Here is a 17,404-nt window from a genome sequence, read left to right as displayed (position 1 = left end):
CTCAATTTCGGAACTTCCAAAATCTTCTTGACTCTCAGGATTTTTATCTTTAACTTTTATGTTATTCATTAAAAGATTTTGGGGTAATTTATAATTCTTATATAGTTCTCCATCTAAATAAGCTGCTATATCAACTGACTCTGTTAAAGTCACATTGAAATAATCTTGAGCTGTAAAACCATCAAACCATGTCTCAGCTTTCATAAGTTCTAAAAATTCATCAAAGGTTTTATTTTCTTTTGCTTTTGTCATATAAGCATTTGCTATCGTGGTATCAAACCTCTCATATAAATTAGCTTGCTCTCTTAAATCATCAGCATTACCTATTGCAAACCCCCATGCTTTATGAATCATCAAATAAGCATTCTCAGGAACTATAATCTCATCTCCCGCCATAGCTATAACTGAGGCTATTGAAGCTGCATACCCTTCTACAAAAACTCTTTTATGACCTTTATGTCTTACTAACATGTTGTATATTGCTATTCCTGCAAATACACTTCCACCTGGTGAATTAATATAAATATCTAAAGCATCATTTTCTCCAATTTCATTTAATAACTCATTCACATCAGAGGGTATAACATCACTATTTGACCATCTACTTGATGCAATTTCCCCAAAAATAATAAGATCCACTGCATTTTCAGTTTTATTTTTTACTTCTAATTTGCCTTTATCTAAATTTAGTATTGGCATCTATTCACCCCCCTTTATATACTGTGTTCCTATATTTTCTAAATTGATTGTAGAACCATTACCTAATAGAGTATCTCCACCTTCTATATATGGAAGATTTAAATCTTCTCGCACCTCATTTGGTGTCATAGCAAAATTAGTCAAGTATTTACTATAAACTTCAGCTTGGGTTTTATTATCCATTTTGAAGAGAATTTTTTCATTAATTTCTAATCTATATCCTTTATCAATATCCCTTTCACTTAACAATTTATATGTTATTTCTTGTTCATACGCTTTAAATAATGGTTGAAGTGTATTTACATAGAAATCTACTTGTTGAGTTTCAGAGTTACTATATGATGATTTTGTATAATCATTTATTATGTTTGGCTTTATTCCAAATGCAGCTGCTAATTGTAATGCTGACACTTTATTATTCTCAAAGAATTGTGCATCTGCTAGCTTCATATCTAGTAATTGAGCTTGCATCCCAAGTGGAATTGGAATAAACTTTCCTGACCCTTGAGTTTTTGAGAAATTTTCAAGTTTTAAAGCTATCTTAGCCTCCGCTCCTTGTTTCAATTCTCCTGTATAATGAACTAAAACTTTAGATCCAAACATATTATTTTTATATAATTTATTTAAAAATCCGATAGAATTTTTACCACTACTTATTTGAGTTTTTAAAATATCTCTTATTGGAATTCCTGAAAGTCCATCAAAACTAATATGTGTTTTAAAATGTATAATCTCATCCATTTCAAAGCTATATTGCTTTCCACTTCTGCTATCTGTCCAAACATACCAAAGAGCATTTAATCTACCAAAAATACCCTTATTATCTATCCAAATCTTTACTTGATTGCTTGGAAGTACCCAAAGATACTTAGGAAATCCATTTCTGTCTGCTTCTATATATATATAGGCATTTCCATGATGTAATTTATTTAGTTCAACTGTTCCCCAAAATGTTGCAGAACTTATATATGGGTTAGGTCTAAGATTTAAAAGGGTTTCCATTTTAGAATTTATAATCTTTTCTTTCCCCTTTTTTTCTGTTAAAACTCTAAGTTCCCAGGGCATTTTTGACATTGTATCTGATAAATGTTTTAAACAAATATAATAAATTGTTTCTGATAAATCACTACTATTATCAATGTTATCTATATTAATTCCATAACCACCTAAAAAATCTCCAAGCTCTTCAAGAGTAAGTCCTTCTTTTTTTCTGTTTTCATCATATTTTTTATTTTTTCAACTATTTTCATTATTCACCCCCTCCATATAATTTATCTAGGTAGTTATCTTCTGCATATTGAGTAATATCAAATTCAAATTCATGATACATAGCTAGTTTAAATGAACATAATAGTGCATCAACGGGATCTATTCTTTTTCGTGAAGCATCCTTATCTATTTTTATTAATCCATTATTTTGCTTTATTACAGTATTTCCCATAGCATAATTTAGAAGAGGGTTATACACATATATAATATTTCCTGAATATACCTGTTCTCTAAAGCCTTGTGTGCTTTCATTTAGAGACTTATGTGATTGAAATACCTCTGTTACCTCATATCCTTGCACTTCCAAATCCATCATTATCTTAGAAGCATTTGCGGGATCAAAGCAAAGATGCCTTATTTCCCAATTGTTTTCTTCACAAGTTTTTATTACATATTGCATAACTTGTTCTTGGTCTACGATAGGGGTATTTGTTATTGTTAAAAATCCTAACTCTTCCCATGTATCATAAGGAACTTTATCGACTAATTTTCTCTCCATTAATTTATCTCTATTTGGAATAAAGGAGTGACTAAAAATTATATATTTTGCTATTCCATCATCCATTATAGGAAGTATAAATGATACACTTGTTAAATCTATCTTGGCAGACATGTCAAATCCTACATACACAGCTCTATTTCTTATTTCATATGGTAATTCCTTAACTTGACACTTCTTCCATTTTTCCATATCTATATATCCTAAATCTTTAGCTTGAACCCAAATATTTAAGATTTTTGTTTTAAATGAAATCATCTTTTCAGGAACGCTTTTAGCAACTTCATAATCAGATGTTATCTTTTCTATCCCCTCTTTGTATGTTGCTCTAAGAGGATTCGCTTTTTTCCAAGTTCTTATATCTCCTATTTCATCACCTTTATCAGCTTCACAAATATCTACAAAATACTCACTATTTTCTATATCTAAATTTGGATTTAACAATTCTGAGCAATATTTATATTCCTCTCTATAGCAAGGAACATTTAAATCTATTCCTGCTGTTGTTATTATTAACAATAATGACTCTTTAGAGTTACTTCCTAGTGCTAGATCATAGAATTCTGTTGTTGCATGTTGATGGTATTCATCTAAAACCAATGCAGCAGGATTAGTTCCATCTCCTGTTTTTCCATCTTGCTTAGATAATGGCTTTAAAAATGATGTTGTTTTTATGTGAACTATTTTATCTCTTGTTATTTTGAATTTTGGAGATAAAGAACTCCCAGTAAGCATATTTTGACACTCTGAAAATAGTAATTTTGATTGTTCTCTTTTTGTTCCTGCACAAAATGTTTCTGCTATCTCATTATTTCTTGTTGCCACTACAGATATTTCATACAGCATACATCCAGCTTGCATTTGAGTTTTGGCATTTTTCCTTCCAACCTCTATAAATGCTTTCTTAAATCTTCTATACCCATCTTTTCTTTTCCAAGCATATATTTGACAAACTATAAACTTTTGCCAAGTTGTTAGCATTATTGGAGTTCCTGCTAATACACCTTTTGAATGGTTAAGGTATGTAAACCATTTAACAATTCGTTGAGCTTCCTCTTCATCCCAAATGAACTTCTTTTCTTCAACATCTTTTAAAAAACGTTTACAAGCCCATATATGCTTTTGTCCACTTGGTATTACTCCGTCTATACAATCTTTTGAATATTGTACAAGCTCACTTTTAGTACTCATTAAACATCTCCAAACTCTTTATCTAGTTTTTCATCTATTATTGTAATTATTCCAGAGCCAGCTTTTAATCTTGATTCCATAGTTAATCCTAACAAAGAACCATACCTTTTCATTTCATCTGAATACTTCAGTTCTAAGCTTACAAGTGGATTTATTTCCTCTACAATCATTACGTCTGTTTTTAGATTTGTTACAATAGATGCATACCTAGCAAAAGCATTGCAATAAGCTCCCAAATTATTATAATCTAAGTTGCTTATCATAGATTTTTTATTAAACTGCTCTACAAGTCTTACCCATTCTTTTGTTGCTATCTCGTTTACCAGCCAATCTGGAGGGATTTTAAGTTGTTCATTTCCTACAAAAACCGATTCTTGCTCTAACTTTTTTATTTTTATCTCTTCCTGAGTTAAATGTTTTGTTTGTACTTCAAGTGGTTTTCTAATTTTTGACACCTCCATTTTTTATTTTCAAAAAACTTCTCAAAGGGAAATTTGCGAAAAGTATTGGAAGGATGCGGTATTGGGCTGTGACCCTAAAACTTTTTCATATACCCCTACCTTCAGTCTCTACTTCCCACACCTGAATAAACTCTCTTATTTCTTTAATTGTCCCTGTTTGATTTGATTCATACAATTTATGTATCTCTCTATGAGCTTCGTCACTTAGATAAACAAGGTTAGATAATAAAGATCCTTTTAATTTATCTTCTGATAACGGAACTATATGATGAGCTGTTGTTCCTGTCACAACTCTTTTATGTTTGTATAAGCTCCAAAGACATAGATTACTAAATCTGTTCTTACAGGCTTCTCTTAGTCTCTTCCACTCTTTACTATTATAAAAACTTTGATGCTCTCTTTGACACTTATCGTATATCCTATTTGATTCAGTCCTTGTTTTCTTATTACATCCATTTGGACACCCTTTAAGATTATAAGAATACACTTTCCTACATCTCGGACATATTCTATTCATCTACAACAACTCCATAAGCTTTTGCCTTTTTCTCTTTTGTTTTCAATTCTATTTTTTTTAATTTTAAATCTACTAAATCCTCATCTAGTTTTATTACTCTTTCTTTCTCATCTGATAGTATCTGTTCTTTATATGCTTCATATCTTACTAACTTAATCTTGTAGTCAATCTCTTCCTCTGGAGACATTATAGAGTAAAGTTCTTTAGCAAATCGATAACCATCTCTGTGAGTAGCTATTCTAGTTTTTAAAGCATCTTCTCTCCCTTTGTTTGTAGGTCTTTCTTTTTTTCTTTCTAACTCGATTAAGTAAGCTAAGGTTGATTTATGAAGATTTTTATAATGACCCTTTATCTCTTCTTTCTCTTCCAAGTGACTCTCTATATCTTTCTCAACTTCCTTCAAGTAGAGCAGAGATGAGTTTATTCCTTTTACCCACTTTTCTTTACTAGATATGTTCCTTAATGTGCCATAGGATAATCTAAATTCATAGGCTAACTCTTTTAGATCTTCTCCATACTCGAATCTTTTTCTTATCTCTTTTTTTATTGTAGTAGAAACTTTATTTATCATTGCTATGACACACCTCCTATAAAAAGAATTAGTTAAGTAATAAAAATGTCATTTATATTGGCTATTTAGTTAATAAGGAAAAATCACTACAATTACTTCTTTGAATATTCTCTACAACCTGTCTATTTCCAAAGTATTTAAGCTTGTTTTTACGCATCAAAGATTTAACCACTATTTGAAACTAGTGGTTAAAAATAAATTCCATCAAATAATTCAGTTTTTCTAAATTATTGTGATTGGAATAATTCTTTAATATTGTTTTTATTTCTCTTGTTTTATGTGGTTTATCATGTTTATCAACAAGCTCTATCAGAAGAGTATAATCAAATATCCAGCAATTTTCTTCTAGATGTCTATAGACTCCTCTTTTCGCTTTCTTTCCTAACTCTTTTCCAAATTTATTAGATTTTTTAAAAGCTAGAAACTCTTTCTCTAAATTAATCTTTATAATACTTTCTAAGTGTTTTATCCCCTCTTCTAAGAGCTTTCTCTTGGTATTCTCTATGAAGATTCCATCTATAAGCTCAAAGCTCCCTAAAATCGAATTCAAGCTATTATCTTTTCCTTTTTTATTGGTATAATATGAAAAGGTTCTATTTAAAAACTTCCATTCTAATCTTGTTATATCTAACTCCAAATCTAGTTTTTTAGATTCCTCTGTTTTATCATAAGCAGTAACTAGAGTAGCTCCATAATTCCCTAGAAGAGTCTCATCTTGAAACATCAATCTATAGCTTTTATTTCTAGTGCATCTACTTATCTTTTTAAAGTGTGGGACCGATATAAAAAGAAGTTTTAATGCTTCTTGAACATCTAGGAAAGCTTTATTAAAATTAAGATTTATTTCAATATCTTTTATTTTCGCTTGTGCCAACTCTATGTCTATTCCCTTTTCTGAAAGTTCTTTTACTAATATTAAAAGAGCTGCTTCCAACTCTATTTCTCTTGAATTATAAATATTATGTCCACTCAAAATCTTATTAGGATTAAATCTCAAATTTTTAAAATACGTTTCTTTTCCACTTGTGTATAATCGTGTAGTGCTATCCAAGGTATAACTTGGTTCTTCTAAATAGAACTTTTCTTGATAGAACTCTTCTGTTACTTGTTCTGTTATATATAGATTACTATTGTAGCTAATTTCAAAGTTATATAGAGTTAACCAATCTATACCTATTCTAAATATCTTACTGGTATCTAAATTCACATTTATATACCTCCATTCTGCCAACCCCTTTCCCGAACCTTCCTGTAATTTACACATTGGTTCATCCATATTTTGTTACTAACTAAATGTAGTATTTTCATATTTTTCTATTTGCTCTAAAAGTTGTTTCATTAAATTTATGTCTCTTTTTAAATCTTCCAGAGTATTTTTTTCATAAAAATACTCTTTTTTTCTTAAAAATAATAAATGTATTTTTTTTTCATCAAGTATTTCTAAATTTTGAGATACTTTTTTACTAATCTTTTTTATTTGAAGAATACTGTGACTTAATGCCTCTATTTTTATAACTTTCATAAATACCTCCCTATAGATTACTAATAATCTTAGAGTAGGAAATTTCTTTTCCATCTCTTATTAAAATCACATCTTCTTTTCCTGAGTTTACATATCTTTTTACTATCACATCCATATATCTCGGGTCTAACTCTAACGATCTATTTTTTCTCTCTAATTGATCACAAGCCATCATAGTTGAACCTGAACCACCAAATAAGTCTAAAACAATATCTCCTTTTTTAGAACTATTCGTAATTGCCCTTCCTGGAACTTCTACTGGCTTAGTTGTGGGGTGTAACTCTGACTTTTTAGGTCTTACAATATCCCAAACATCACATTGTTTTCTATCTTTGACTGGATGAAGTCTAGGTGACCCTTCTAACCATCCATACCAAATAGGCTCATATCTTGTATGGTAGTCTTTCCTTGAAATGACAAAACAGTCTTTATTCCAAATAATAGTAGATGACCAATGATAATTATTTTGAGATAAGGTTAACATCATATTTCCCCATTCTTGACCTGACATCACAACATAAGTAGGACAACCTTCCTTTGAGAATTCAGCCATTCTCGAAAATACATCAAACATAAACTTCTTAAAATCATCTGTTCCCATAAAATCATTTAGTATTGTTCTTGGTTTATATCCTTGAGGGTTATCCTTTTTTACTGCTCCATAATTTACATTCCAAGGTGGGTCTGTAAATACTAAGTCAGCTTTATCTGTTAACATTACTTTTCTTAAATCTTCAACCTTTGTACTATCTCCACAAAGCAACCTATGATTACCTAGCACATATAAGTCACCAAGTTTACTATATGGTTCTTTTTCTAAGTTTACTTCTGGAGGGTCATCCTCTTTAAACTCATCAATTTTTATATCCAAACCTTCAATCTCAAATTCCTTTAGCTCCTCTATTTCAAAACCAGTTAAAGCTAAATCTTCATTGCTAACTTCTATAGCTTTTAATTCCAATTTTAATTTTTCTAAGTTAAATCCAGTATTCATAGTTAATTTATTGTGAGCTATTATATATTGTTTTTTCTGTATCACAGTCAAATGATCTAATTTTATTGTCTCTACCTCTTCAATTCCTAGTTGTTGAAGTGCAATATATCTACCATGACCTTCTATAATTGTATTATTCTCATCTATTGCTATTGGATCATTAAAACCAAACTCTTTAATGCTTGCTTTTATTTGGTCTATTTGTTCTTGAGGATGCTCTTTAGCATTATTTATATATGGTGTTATTTGTGTTAATTTTAGTTTTTCTATTTTCATATGATCTCTCAAAGCTCATTTTTTTCTAAGTGTTCTAATAACTGAATGATAGAATCTACTGTTTTATCCATTAATGAGATTAATTCATCAAAACTTTTAACACTATCTAAAAAAAATGGCTCTAGCAAAATGGCAACTGGTTTAGTTTTGTTAAGTATTGACCCACCTCTATCGGCTTGTTTCGTAGCTTTTATTCCTCTATTGTTTAATTCTAAATGTTTTACGAGTATATCCTGAGCTACTGAAGCTAATCTCTTGCCCTTGCTCGAAGTATGAGCATAAAGCACTTCTGTTCCTTGTGAGATCCCGTTAGATGCATTAAAATGGCAACTAATTAGTATATCTGCATTAAGACTATTGATTTCACTTACAAGGTCTTTATAGTCATTTCTGGCCTTAGCTACTAAATCTATATTTATGAGTCTCTCTTTTTTAAATATCTCTGCTACAATCCATGTAGTAAGATCAAACTCATTAATTGTTTTTCCTTCAAGATTGACATGGCATCCCTTATCTTTAAAGTTATGACCAGCTAGTAAAATCACTCTTTTCATTTTCCCTCCTAAATTTTTACAAAAAATAAAGGAGCCAAGAGCAACCTCGCGGTAAACCCTTGACTCCTTAATTGAGTCCTATCAGCTATTTATTTTATATTTTTAATATACTCTCAAAATTTTTTTATGTCAATAAAATTATTTGAAATCATATCCAAAAGAATCAGTTTTATTTAAAAAAATATTTTTAATTTCATCAAAATTTGCATAATTTCCATAAACTGAGATATAAATATCTCCACAAAATCCTTTGAACGATATAGTATACTCACCCGAAGCACTATAGCTAGCCATATACATTACTCCTCCGTTTTTAGAGATGAATACTTTAAAGTCATCTTTACTTTGTAGATACTTTTTTTCTCTTTGCATTTTAATATTTTTTTCATTTTCATTTGCAAAGTTAGCAATATATGTTTCTCCAATTACTTTTCCTGAACTATTTAAAATATCTGAAGAATCAATAACCTCTATCCCAAAAATAATTGAAGTTATCATTAAAAATAATATTATCATTTTTTTCATAACATATCCCCCTGTAATCTATACGATTGATATGTTTATAATATATCTTTCTTTTAAAATTGTCAAATTTCATATTTAGATTCGATCCCACATTGACAAACAATTTTGTATATGGAACCATTCATCGAAATTTTATTTGCTTTCTTATTTGAAATAAAATATCCAGCTTCATTTTTTTCAACTAAAAAAGCCCCGCATTTTTTACATTTATATCTTACTCCCACTCTTATTCTCAGCATTTATAGTATCTCCTTATAATTTAAACTGTGTTCTGATAATCTTGCTAAATTAGATGTTCTCAACAAATACTTTTGCAATATATATCCCATCTATCAAATCGTTTTCAATATCTATTACATCATAATTTTTTGATACTGAAATTAATTTATTTTCATATTTAGATAAACTTTCTTCGCTTATTATTAGTATCTCCAATGATCCTCCCATTTTTAATAAAATCTGAACAAACTGGATGTTCATAACAATTTTTTATATACCTATTTTTATAATTCTTAAATCTTTTGCATCTCGAAAAGTATTTACAGCTTCCACATGAAAATGGTAATTTTTTTATTGCTAAGTCTAAAAAATGTTTAGCTAGAAACAAAATGAAAATTGAAATTATAATAATTATCAAATCAATCATTCTTCCAACAACCTTATTTTTAATTTTGCTGAAATAAGTTGACTTTCTATCAAACGATTTCTAGATTCGACAGATTTTAATTTGAAATTTTGGAAAATAATAATTGATACACTTATTAAAAATATTGTAAACATTAACTAAATCCTCCCCGAGTTTAATTCTTTTATTAAATCATATTTAATTTTATTATCTGCCAGCAATAGTGCAAAAGGTTCAAAAGAGTTATGTATTCTTGCAATAGCTAGAGCTTTAGCTTTTATTAAGTTCTGCTCATCTTGTGATAGTTTTGAAAATATTATATCCAGTATTTCTCTTTCTTCAACTTGATGTTGTTTTGTGTCCTCAACAATGGTATTTGTTGTTACTGGTTTCTCTTTTGTTATAGTCTCAACGGCTTTAATTTCTTTTTGTTCTTTAAAAGTTTTTACTTTATATTTCGATTGTCTATCGCCATTCATAATTTTTTTACTAAATGCTCCAGATAAATTTTTTATGTCTGGATTAACTTTTAAATTGTCATAAGTTTCTATCAAATAATCGTTTACTTGTTCTTTACTAAGAGTCTTTAATAATTTTGAAACACTTTTTTGATTCGTTAATGTAAAATTTATATTTAATTCTTTAAACAAGTTCTCAAAAAAATCATGTTCATGAATCATGATATTGTTATTGAGTCTTGTTATAGTCTTGTTAGTGTCACATTCTATGTTACTAGTTTGTGCATCAAATGTTACTGCTTTATTGCAATTTTTGTCAGTGGTGTCATTTTTTGTGGTCTCATTTTTTGACACTACTTTTATATTCTTTAAAAAGTATCGATTACTCTTTCCTTGTTCTCTTTTCACCTCAATCATATTTTTTAACTCTAGACTATTAATATATTTTCTGATAGTTCTTTTGTCTTTAACTCCAGTTTTTAAACAAAGCGTTTCTTCGCTTGGAAAGGATTCGCTAGTATGATTATTAGCATGTCTAGCTAAAACTACATATAGCAATCTTTCCATAGGTTCTAAATCAATTCTATCAACAATTTCATTTTCTAGCCAAAACCAGTCCGTAGATCTTTTGTCCCTCATTTTATCCTCCTAATGGAGAAAATAGACTGCCAAGTACTATCTCTCCTTCTTTATTTAATTGTTACCCTCAACTATTAGATAGTGATAGTACTTGGCTATTAGTTAAGGGTACCAATTAAATGCCTACCGAGGTAAGCTTTAAGATTTTTTCTTTATAACTAGCTCATATCCTAAATCTGAAAGTATTTCAGTAGCAGCATTTAACCCAATGCTTTGATTTTGATTTATCATTCCTGATATCATCTTGTTAAAATATGTGTATGATCTATTTGTTTTTATTGCAAATTTTCTACGACTTTTGAACTGTCTTCTTATTTCTGTATCTATAAAGAAACCTAGTTCTGATATTTTCAAAATATCACCTCACATTTATAACGTTATTTGTATATAATATAACGTTATTTGTATACAAAGTCAACAAAAAAAATGAAGAGAATTCAATCTCTTCATAATATACCTCCATAAAATTAGCTCCGTTCCCATATTTTAAATCTATCTAAAACTTTATTTTAGATAGATTTCTGCTTAGCAATCTAGTTACTACTCCCAAACATTTTATATTACCATCATCATCAAATGGAGGATAAATATCATTTAATGCAAAGAATTTAGGCTTGTAATCAACAATCATAACTTTTCTAACATATCTGATTCCATCTTTTTCAATTACAATAATTTTTTTGTTAAGTTCTTGCCAAGTGTCATCAGACTCCTCAATTAAGAGAGTATCTTCATCGTAAAACAAAGGTTCCAGTTCACTTCCTGTAATCTCTATACAGTAAGCATTCTTTTTTAATTGTATTCCCATAGGTATGATCATCTCCTTAGTTTTCATTTCCTGGAGCAATGACCCATCCCCTGTAGAGTTTAATACATACACTTTGAACTTCTGAACTTTTAAAGCGGGCGAAGAAACTGTAAGGCTATCATTTTTATAGACAAGCTTTTCAAGTATTGTATTTGGAAGCTTTTCTTCTAGATAAGATAGTGTCAACTCATCTGCATCTAAGTCATAAACTGAAATTAATTTATTATATAATTTTTCAGATATTGGAGAGATTCCTTTTTCGACTTTATCTATATACGAATGAGAAACGTCCAGCTTATCTGCTAGAGTATATAAACTGTCCTTGCGTATCTTTCTTACCTTTTTTAATGTTTCACCAAATCCCATTTCATCACCCTTTCTTTTTAGTATTTACTTACATGATAACTTATTTTTTAAAAAAATAACAACTTTTTTGTTGACAATATAACGTAAAAAGTATATATTAATCTTATAACGTTATAACGTTATATAGTTTTTACGTAATTATATACTGTTTTATATATTCTGTATTTAATAAATAAAAATAATTTTAATTTTCCAGGGGGATTTATGAGGACAAAAAGACAAGGACTTGAAATTCAGGTTGAAGAAATTTTTAAACAGTTTTACAAAGATAAAATAGTTAAAGAAAAAGTGAATAGCTTTATTATATCAGAGGATGAAATTAGAGGAATGTTAACAACAGATCCGCAAGAAAATGATGGGAATTTCTTCAGCAGTGAACTTCAACATCAAATATTTTGGAAGTTTCTAAAAAAAGAAGATAAACAAGTTTTAGTTTTTGTTAAATTAGAAAATTTTATGGGGGTTGAATAATGAGACCTTCAAGTATTGTAGATGATGCTCTAGGGTTGACGATGGGGACTACTGGAGTCCTCTTTGAAATCCATGAAACGGTTGGTATAGATTATGAAATAGACGCCTTGGATGATAAGAGAAGAGAAATATACATAACAAACATGAAAGAATCTATTGAAAGATTAGAAAAATTTGCAATTCAATTTAAAGATAAAACTTTTACAAATTGGGTTAAAAGATACATTAGTTTTTTAAAAATCGACTTAGAAAAACAATTATACTATGAAGAATTATCAGATAAGCTAAGAGATAAACTTTTTAAAAATGTTAAAGAGAGAAAAGAACAACTTCAAAATGAAAATAGAAGATTTGAGAATTTATTATTCGAAAAAAATTATAATAAATTAGGTTTAAGATGAATAAAAATACAAAAAATAAAAAAAGGCTCTATTGCTAGAACCGATACGCAAATCAATTTTAGCATAAGCCTCGATAAAATGTCAAGGGGTGAATAAAATGGCAATAAAGTTTATAGGAAATGAAGTTTTTGCAAGTGTTTCAATAAATGGGAAACACAGAATTATAAGAGGAAACAATATTGATGAGATATTCAGAAAATTAGAAGAGATATTATTATAAAAAAAGGAGGGTTAAATTGTCAATAATATTAGTTAAAAATAACAAGGGTGGCGTTGGTAAGAGTTGGTTAACTCTTCAACTGGGACATGCGTTAGCACTTTTAGGTAAAAATGTACTAATACTTACATCAGATTCACAAAATAATATTTTAGATTTTTCTGGGATTGATGTAGCTCTTGGTGATGGGCTAGAAAGTTGGGTAACAAAAGGATCTGGAGATATTGTAAGACTTAGGGATAATTTAAACTATATTCCTCTTTCAAATAATAACTTTTCTAAGATATTTAGAAATAAAGTTAAAGAAAGAATAATACTTTTAAAAGAAGAATATGATTACATATTAATAGATTCAGTTCCAACTCTGAAAGTTGATAAAGAGTTTGAAGAGATAGCAGATATAATAGTAATTCCAGGGTTTATGGATATTGTAACCCTTCAAGGGGTGAATAAAATTTTAGAAAGTGTAAATGTTAAAAAAGTTAAAGCAATAATTCCAAATAGATTTAACAATACTGCATATGAAAAAATATTATTAGAAGACTTCAAAGCCATTCTGGAGGGTACGGATATACTTCTTACTAGCCCAATTAGACAAAGTGCAATCATAAGCAATTTGATAGCTAAGAATAAAACTGTATGGGAAACAAATTCAAAAAAAATAGAGTCGGTACAAGAAATTTTAGGGTCTGTCTTGGAGGTTATTTTAAATGAAAAATAGCGTACTGGGAAAAATTAAAAATCAGATCTCTTCTGTTAAAACAGAAGAGAGACAACTTCAAGAATATCTTTCAACGTTTGATTTCGAAAGTTTCGAAATCAATGAAAATGATAAAAATTTTATAACTGAAAGAGAAAATGTTTTTATAAAAAATGGGAAAATCTATTCAGATAGTTTATATAAAATGTGTCTAACATTACTTGAAATTAAGGAAAGATTAACAAATAGTGAAATAGGATTTATGGCTTGGTATACACATATTGGACTTAATAAAGATAAAGTGAGTGAACTTTTAAAAAGAGCATACTTATATAAGCATTTCAACTCTCACAAACCTTTTATATCATCTCTTTCTGGATATGCAGTTAGAGTCATAACAGCAAAAGAAGTAACATTTGATGAGCAGTTAGAAATAATTGAGAATAAAATCACAGCAGTAAAAGAAATAAAAGAAACTATAAACAATAATGAATCCATTGGAGAAATAGTAACCAGTAATAAAACATTTAAATATTTTAATATTAAGTCTGTTGAAAAAATTCATAAAGATGTTGAAAAAATGGATTTAAAAGAAGTTTTTAATGCAAAAAAAGAAATAGAAATTTACAAGAAACTATTGAAAGAAGCTGAAAAAAAATTAGAAGAGAAAGAAAAAGAGTATGAGAATAAAGACAATTTAAAGTTGTTGGAGGCTGATTAATTTGATAAAAAAAGATGAGTCTGGAATAAAACTAAAAGATGTTAAATGTTATAACTCTAAATTTCATGACAAACATTCAGTTGGATGGACAACAAATGAAGTTGAATACATAACAACAACTAAAGATACGTTAGTTGTCATGAGCCTAACCCTTGGTCGAACAGCTGGAGCTGTTTGCCAAATGAGAGGTAAATTAAGAAAAATAGGAGGTTAATAGATGCCTTGGGTATGTAAAAAATGTGGCGGAGAAGTTGTTGCGCATACTTCATATACAGTAACTTATATTAGACCTATAAACAAAGAAAAATCAAGACCTATTGTAAGTATGAAAAATGAAACTAAGTTTAATTTAACTCGTGAAAAAAATTTTGGATTTGTTGCAGAGAATTATTGGTGCAAAAAATGTGATGAACTTTTTGTGGATAAAGATCTAGAAGATTTAGTCGAATGGAGAGATTAATATGAAGAAAAAAATTATAATAAATGGGAGGAATACAAATGCAATGTATTAAAATAAGTGTTGAGGAATATACAGAAGTAGAAAAAGATTTTTATAGAAGTAATTTAATAAAATTGATAGAAGAAGTGACTGTAGAAGATGTAGCATCTTAGGAGGACAGAATGAAAAAAGCACTTCTATATCTGCGAGTTAGTACTGCAATGCAAGAAGAAAAAGATAGCTTAAACAAACAAAAACAAGAATCTCTTGATTTTATAAAAAGTAAAGGTTTTACACTATATAAAATAATAGAAGAGGTTGAAACTGGAAAAAATACCGAGAGAGAAGGACTTAAAACTCTTGAATTTGAAATTAAATCAAAAAAATTTGATGTACTTATATTTTACTCACTGAGCAGATTGGGAAGAGTACAATTCGATATTCATAGAATAATTAATTTAGCTGATCATAGCAGAATTACATACTACTCAGTTACTGAGAATTTTATTAATTCTGAAAGTGAAATGGGAAGAATGATGTTGGGGATAGTAGCTTCGCTTGCTGAACAGGAGTCGACAACAATTTCAAAGAGAGTATCAAGCAGAATGAGAGCTTATGCTACTCAAGGATACTTTCTTCAAAAACCTCCACTTGGATTTGATGTTAAAGATAAAATACTTGTTGAAAATGAAGATGGAAATAAAATAAGAGATATTTTTTCTTCGTATCTGAATGGAGAAGGAAAAGGATCAATAGCTAAAAGATATAATAAATGTATTAAAAGTATAGATTGTATCCTTAAAAATCCAGCTTATGCAGGGTTTGTTAGATTCGGAGGAAGAAGAAGGGATAAAGTAACTAATAAACAAGTTAAGTGTGAAGAAACTGTTTATAAAGGCTTACATAAAGCTATAATAGAAATTGAGCAATATGAAGCTGTGCAAAGATTGCTGTCTCAGAGATACATTTCACCCATTAGATCCGTAAACAATGATAAATATCTTCTCGGTGGAATTGTAAGATGTGAATGTGGATTAAAATTTTATGGTCAGAAAGCTTACGATAGAAAAAAGCAAGCAAGACAAAAATCATATTACAGATGCCTCGGCACTAGCATAAAAAAATGTCATGCTCCATTTATTCCTGTTGCTGAACTAGAAGAAGCGGTAATAGCAACTTTGAAAAAATATTCAAAAGATAATTTTTCTTTTCTATCCACTAAAAAATCAAATAAGAAAATTGATAATAAATCTAAAATAGAAAAACTTTTACAAAAAAAATCACGAACAGTTGAAGCTTATACAGACTGTAATATTTCCAGAGATGATTACTTAAAATTAATTTCTAAAATAAATTCTGAAATAAGTGTTCTTGAGTCGGTATCATCTCCTCAAATAGCAAAAATTGAAATAGATGATCTAAAGAAAAAATTCATTTCACTTTTAAATAATTTTGATAAAGTTGAAAGAATTGAGCAGAAGAAGATTTTACAAATAATAATAAAAGAAGTTATAGTTTTGAATAGAGAAAGTTTCGAAATAAAACTTAATATAATATAAATAAGGAGAGTAACTATCAACTCTCCTTTTGTTTTATAATTTTGTATGTATAGATTGTAGCGAAAAAGTGGAACACTTACATCCTTGTTCGTTTTAATCTCAACACTTTAAAAGTGAGAAGATTATTTTATTAAAAATTCAAAAAGTCTGAAAGGTGAAGGTTCTCCTCTTCACTTTTTTTATTTATATATTAAATACATTTTATTTAAAAAAACGCTTTACATTTTTTAAATGATGGAGTATACTTATTATATAGATGAAACACAAAAACTAGGAGGTAATAAAATGAAAAATGAAAATTTGGTAGGAAGAACTTGGGGAAGTTTTACAGAGGCAGAAAAAAATGAGCTTTTAAAAAATTCTGATACAACAGAAAAAACTGGAGATACAATAGTTGATTTTGAAAATGGATTATCAATAGTTGGATTTTTAAGAGAGGGAACGGATGAAGTAATTCTTGAAATAGCAGACGAAGCAGTGGTATACAACCCAGTAGCCTAAGAAAATGAGCTGGGCATCTCTAAAAACTGCTCATTAGCAAATGCGGAGGGTGAAGGAATGAGAAAGTTGAAGGTTGATTTTTTAGAGAAAAAACTATCAAAACTATCAAATAAAAATATTGTTGAAATATCTACTTTTGAAAATGTTATTAATGTAAATGATAACAATTTCGTCAATATGTTTCCTAGATTTTTAAAATATATAAAAGATATAGATAGTAGAACATATATTATAGAGAATTTACTTTTTCTTGATAATTGTATATATGATAAAAAAAATAATTTATATATAGCTACTTATTCTGAAGTTTTAAAAATATTAGAATTAGATCATGATACTTTAAATAAAGTATCGCAAGAAATAATAATAGTGATTGGTCAAAATATTATTAATGTAGATGATACTATCGAGCAAGTTAGAA

At 28.7% G+C, this 17,404-nt stretch carries 27 protein-coding genes; 10 read left to right on the top strand and 17 right to left on the bottom strand.

The window, feature by feature from the left end; translation table 11 throughout:
* From H3N56_RS10420 to H3N56_RS10340, 17 genes are all read right to left on the bottom strand, one after another.
* Nucleotides 1-699, bottom strand: a 699-nt coding sequence (locus H3N56_RS10420; protein ID WP_185881062.1) for a head maturation protease, ClpP-related, incomplete at its 3' end; no start/stop codon positions are given.
* Entirely contained in the window at nt 700-1,809 is a 1,110-nt protein-coding gene (locus tag H3N56_RS10415) for a phage portal protein (RefSeq protein WP_370521074.1), read from the bottom strand.
* Nucleotides 1,810-1,948: 139 nt separating this feature from the next.
* Nucleotides 1,949-3,658 (bottom strand): terminase large subunit, encoded by a 1,710-nt coding sequence (locus H3N56_RS10410; RefSeq protein WP_185879675.1) that lies wholly within the window; start codon nt 3,656-3,658, stop codon nt 1,949-1,951.
* On the bottom strand, nt 3,658-4,119 hold the full coding sequence (locus tag H3N56_RS10405; protein ID WP_185879676.1) for a P27 family phage terminase small subunit: 462 nt from the start codon (nt 4,117-4,119) through the stop codon (nt 3,658-3,660). Before H3N56_RS10405 ends, H3N56_RS10410 begins: the two co-directional genes overlap by 1 nt.
* 85 nt (nt 4,120-4,204) lie before the next feature.
* A complete protein-coding gene (locus H3N56_RS10400; protein ID WP_185879677.1) occupies nt 4,205-4,636 on the bottom strand; it encodes a hypothetical protein in 432 nt (143 codons plus the stop codon).
* Nucleotides 4,629-5,207, bottom strand: a complete 579-nt coding sequence (locus tag H3N56_RS10395; protein WP_185879690.1) for a hypothetical protein — start codon at nt 5,205-5,207, stop codon at nt 4,629-4,631. Before H3N56_RS10395 ends, H3N56_RS10400 begins: the two co-directional genes overlap by 8 nt.
* Before the next feature lie 181 nt (nt 5,208-5,388).
* Complete coding sequence (locus H3N56_RS10390) at nt 5,389-6,471, bottom strand: hypothetical protein (RefSeq protein WP_185879679.1); 1,083 nt, start codon at nt 6,469-6,471, stop codon at nt 5,389-5,391.
* Nucleotides 6,472-6,492: 21 nt separating this feature from the next.
* Nucleotides 6,493-6,729, bottom strand: a complete 237-nt coding sequence (locus tag H3N56_RS10385; RefSeq protein WP_185879691.1) for a hypothetical protein — start codon at nt 6,727-6,729, stop codon at nt 6,493-6,495.
* 10 nt (nt 6,730-6,739) lie between these two features.
* Nucleotides 6,740-7,999 (bottom strand): site-specific DNA-methyltransferase, encoded by a 1,260-nt coding sequence (locus tag H3N56_RS10380; RefSeq protein WP_185879692.1) that lies wholly within the window; start codon nt 7,997-7,999, stop codon nt 6,740-6,742.
* 8 nt (nt 8,000-8,007) lie between these two features.
* Nucleotides 8,008-8,553 (bottom strand): N-acetylmuramoyl-L-alanine amidase, encoded by a 546-nt coding sequence (locus H3N56_RS10375; RefSeq protein WP_185879693.1) that lies wholly within the window; start codon nt 8,551-8,553, stop codon nt 8,008-8,010.
* Between the two features lie 138 nt (nt 8,554-8,691).
* Nucleotides 8,692-9,078, bottom strand: a complete 387-nt coding sequence (locus tag H3N56_RS10370; protein WP_185879694.1) for a hypothetical protein — start codon at nt 9,076-9,078, stop codon at nt 8,692-8,694.
* Nucleotides 9,079-9,140: 62 nt separating this feature from the next.
* Nucleotides 9,141-9,317: a hypothetical protein gene (locus H3N56_RS10365; RefSeq protein WP_185879695.1), complete on the bottom strand. Its 177-nt coding sequence runs from the start codon at nt 9,315-9,317 to the stop codon at nt 9,141-9,143.
* A 49-nt stretch (nt 9,318-9,366) separates the two neighbouring features.
* Nucleotides 9,367-9,513, bottom strand: a complete 147-nt coding sequence (locus tag H3N56_RS10360) for a hypothetical protein (protein ID WP_185879696.1) — start codon at nt 9,511-9,513, stop codon at nt 9,367-9,369.
* Nucleotides 9,514-9,720: 207 nt separating this feature from the next.
* Nucleotides 9,721-9,858, bottom strand: coding sequence for a hypothetical protein (locus H3N56_RS10355; RefSeq protein WP_185879697.1), 138 nt, complete (start codon nt 9,856-9,858; stop codon nt 9,721-9,723).
* A 3-nt stretch (nt 9,859-9,861) separates the two neighbouring features.
* On the bottom strand, nt 9,862-10,800 hold the full coding sequence (locus H3N56_RS10350; protein ID WP_185879698.1) for a helix-turn-helix domain-containing protein: 939 nt from the start codon (nt 10,798-10,800) through the stop codon (nt 9,862-9,864).
* A gap of 138 nt (nt 10,801-10,938) precedes the next feature.
* Nucleotides 10,939-11,154 carry a hypothetical protein gene (locus tag H3N56_RS10345; RefSeq protein ID WP_185879699.1) on the bottom strand — a complete coding sequence of 72 codons (216 nt, stop codon included), beginning with the start codon at nt 11,152-11,154 and terminating at the stop codon, nt 10,939-10,941.
* Between the two features lie 142 nt (nt 11,155-11,296).
* Nucleotides 11,297-11,974 carry a S24 family peptidase gene (locus H3N56_RS10340; protein WP_185879700.1) on the bottom strand — a complete coding sequence of 226 codons (678 nt, stop codon included), beginning with the start codon at nt 11,972-11,974 and terminating at the stop codon, nt 11,297-11,299.
* Between the two features lie 204 nt (nt 11,975-12,178).
* Between H3N56_RS10340 and H3N56_RS10335 the strand changes: the two genes are divergently transcribed.
* The 10 genes from H3N56_RS10335 to H3N56_RS10295 form a co-directional block, all read left to right on the top strand.
* A complete protein-coding gene (locus tag H3N56_RS10335) occupies nt 12,179-12,445 on the top strand; it encodes a hypothetical protein (protein WP_185881061.1) in 267 nt (88 codons plus the stop codon).
* On the top strand, nt 12,445-12,846 hold the full coding sequence (locus H3N56_RS10330; protein WP_185879702.1) for a hypothetical protein: 402 nt from the start codon (nt 12,445-12,447) through the stop codon (nt 12,844-12,846). The genes H3N56_RS10335 and H3N56_RS10330 overlap by 1 nt, the downstream gene beginning before the upstream one ends.
* Nucleotides 12,847-12,943: 97 nt before the next feature.
* A complete protein-coding gene (locus H3N56_RS13425) occupies nt 12,944-13,066 on the top strand; it encodes a hypothetical protein (RefSeq protein WP_255492174.1) in 123 nt (40 codons plus the stop codon).
* A 16-nt stretch (nt 13,067-13,082) separates the two neighbouring features.
* Nucleotides 13,083-13,784 carry a ParA family protein gene (locus H3N56_RS10325; RefSeq protein ID WP_185881060.1) on the top strand — a complete coding sequence of 234 codons (702 nt, stop codon included), beginning with the start codon at nt 13,083-13,085 and terminating at the stop codon, nt 13,782-13,784.
* The gene (locus H3N56_RS10320; protein ID WP_185881059.1) at nt 13,774-14,484 is read left to right on the top strand and encodes a hypothetical protein; all 711 of its coding nucleotides are present in this window, start codon (nt 13,774-13,776) and stop codon (nt 14,482-14,484) included. Before H3N56_RS10325 ends, H3N56_RS10320 begins: the two co-directional genes overlap by 11 nt.
* Before the next feature lies 1 nt (nt 14,485).
* Complete coding sequence (locus tag H3N56_RS10315; RefSeq protein WP_185881058.1) at nt 14,486-14,698, top strand: hypothetical protein; 213 nt, start codon at nt 14,486-14,488, stop codon at nt 14,696-14,698.
* 3 nt (nt 14,699-14,701) lie between these two features.
* Nucleotides 14,702-14,944 carry a hypothetical protein gene (locus tag H3N56_RS10310; RefSeq protein ID WP_185881057.1) on the top strand — a complete coding sequence of 81 codons (243 nt, stop codon included), beginning with the start codon at nt 14,702-14,704 and terminating at the stop codon, nt 14,942-14,944.
* 161 nt (nt 14,945-15,105) lie between these two features.
* Nucleotides 15,106-16,482: a recombinase family protein gene (locus tag H3N56_RS10305; RefSeq protein WP_185881056.1), complete on the top strand. Its 1,377-nt coding sequence runs from the start codon at nt 15,106-15,108 to the stop codon at nt 16,480-16,482.
* Nucleotides 16,483-16,767: 285 nt separating this feature from the next.
* Nucleotides 16,768-16,983: a hypothetical protein gene (locus H3N56_RS10300; RefSeq protein ID WP_185879645.1), complete on the top strand. Its 216-nt coding sequence runs from the start codon at nt 16,768-16,770 to the stop codon at nt 16,981-16,983.
* Nucleotides 16,984-17,040: 57 nt separating this feature from the next.
* Nucleotides 17,041-17,404 (top strand): hypothetical protein (locus H3N56_RS10295; RefSeq protein WP_185881138.1); only part of this gene is annotated, 364 nt, incomplete at its 3' end.

The sequence above is a fragment of the Cetobacterium sp. 2A genome, assembly GCF_014250685.1.
In the GTDB taxonomy this organism is placed as follows: Bacteria; Fusobacteriota; Fusobacteriia; order Fusobacteriales; family Fusobacteriaceae; genus Cetobacterium.
Note: the sequence above shows the minus strand (reverse complement) of the source record. Positions and strands in the feature narration are given on the sequence as shown.

Excerpts from the sequence above, each read along its gene's own strand:
- H3N56_RS10395 (WP_185879690.1), bottom strand. The coding sequence starts at position 5,207 with ATGATAAATAAAGTTTCTACTACAATAAAAAAAGAGATAAGAAAAAGA.
- H3N56_RS13425 (WP_255492174.1), top strand. The coding sequence starts at position 12,944 with ATGGCAATAAAGTTTATAGGAAATGAAGTTTTTGCAAGTGTTTCAATA.
- H3N56_RS10385 (WP_185879691.1), bottom strand. The coding sequence starts at position 6,729 with ATGAAAGTTATAAAAATAGAGGCATTAAGTCACAGTATTCTTCAAATA.
- H3N56_RS10380 (WP_185879692.1), bottom strand. The coding sequence starts at position 7,999 with ATGAAAATAGAAAAACTAAAATTAACACAAATAACACCATATATAAAT.
- H3N56_RS10400 (WP_185879677.1), bottom strand. The coding sequence starts at position 4,636 with ATGAATAGAATATGTCCGAGATGTAGGAAAGTGTATTCTTATAATCTT.
- H3N56_RS10350 (WP_185879698.1), bottom strand. The coding sequence starts at position 10,800 with ATGAGGGACAAAAGATCTACGGACTGGTTTTGGCTAGAAAATGAAATT.
- H3N56_RS10310 (WP_185881057.1), top strand. The coding sequence starts at position 14,702 with ATGCCTTGGGTATGTAAAAAATGTGGCGGAGAAGTTGTTGCGCATACT.
- H3N56_RS10330 (WP_185879702.1), top strand. The coding sequence starts at position 12,445 with ATGAGACCTTCAAGTATTGTAGATGATGCTCTAGGGTTGACGATGGGG.
- H3N56_RS10365 (WP_185879695.1), bottom strand. The coding sequence starts at position 9,317 with ATGCTGAGAATAAGAGTGGGAGTAAGATATAAATGTAAAAAATGCGGG.
- H3N56_RS10405 (WP_185879676.1), bottom strand. The coding sequence starts at position 4,119 with ATGGAGGTGTCAAAAATTAGAAAACCACTTGAAGTACAAACAAAACAT.
- H3N56_RS10370 (WP_185879694.1), bottom strand. The coding sequence starts at position 9,078 with ATGAAAAAAATGATAATATTATTTTTAATGATAACTTCAATTATTTTT.
- H3N56_RS10390 (WP_185879679.1), bottom strand. The coding sequence starts at position 6,471 with ATGTGTAAATTACAGGAAGGTTCGGGAAAGGGGTTGGCAGAATGGAGG.
- H3N56_RS10320 (WP_185881059.1), top strand. The coding sequence starts at position 13,774 with ATGAAAAATAGCGTACTGGGAAAAATTAAAAATCAGATCTCTTCTGTT.
- H3N56_RS10375 (WP_185879693.1), bottom strand. The coding sequence starts at position 8,553 with ATGAAAAGAGTGATTTTACTAGCTGGTCATAACTTTAAAGATAAGGGA.
- H3N56_RS10305 (WP_185881056.1), top strand. The coding sequence starts at position 15,106 with ATGAAAAAAGCACTTCTATATCTGCGAGTTAGTACTGCAATGCAAGAA.
- H3N56_RS10340 (WP_185879700.1), bottom strand. The coding sequence starts at position 11,974 with ATGGGATTTGGTGAAACATTAAAAAAGGTAAGAAAGATACGCAAGGAC.
- H3N56_RS10335 (WP_185881061.1), top strand. The coding sequence starts at position 12,179 with ATGAGGACAAAAAGACAAGGACTTGAAATTCAGGTTGAAGAAATTTTT.
- H3N56_RS10355 (WP_185879697.1), bottom strand. The coding sequence starts at position 9,858 with ATGTTTACAATATTTTTAATAAGTGTATCAATTATTATTTTCCAAAAT.
- H3N56_RS10410 (WP_185879675.1), bottom strand. The coding sequence starts at position 3,658 with ATGAGTACTAAAAGTGAGCTTGTACAATATTCAAAAGATTGTATAGAC.
- H3N56_RS10300 (WP_185879645.1), top strand. The coding sequence starts at position 16,768 with ATGAAAAATGAAAATTTGGTAGGAAGAACTTGGGGAAGTTTTACAGAG.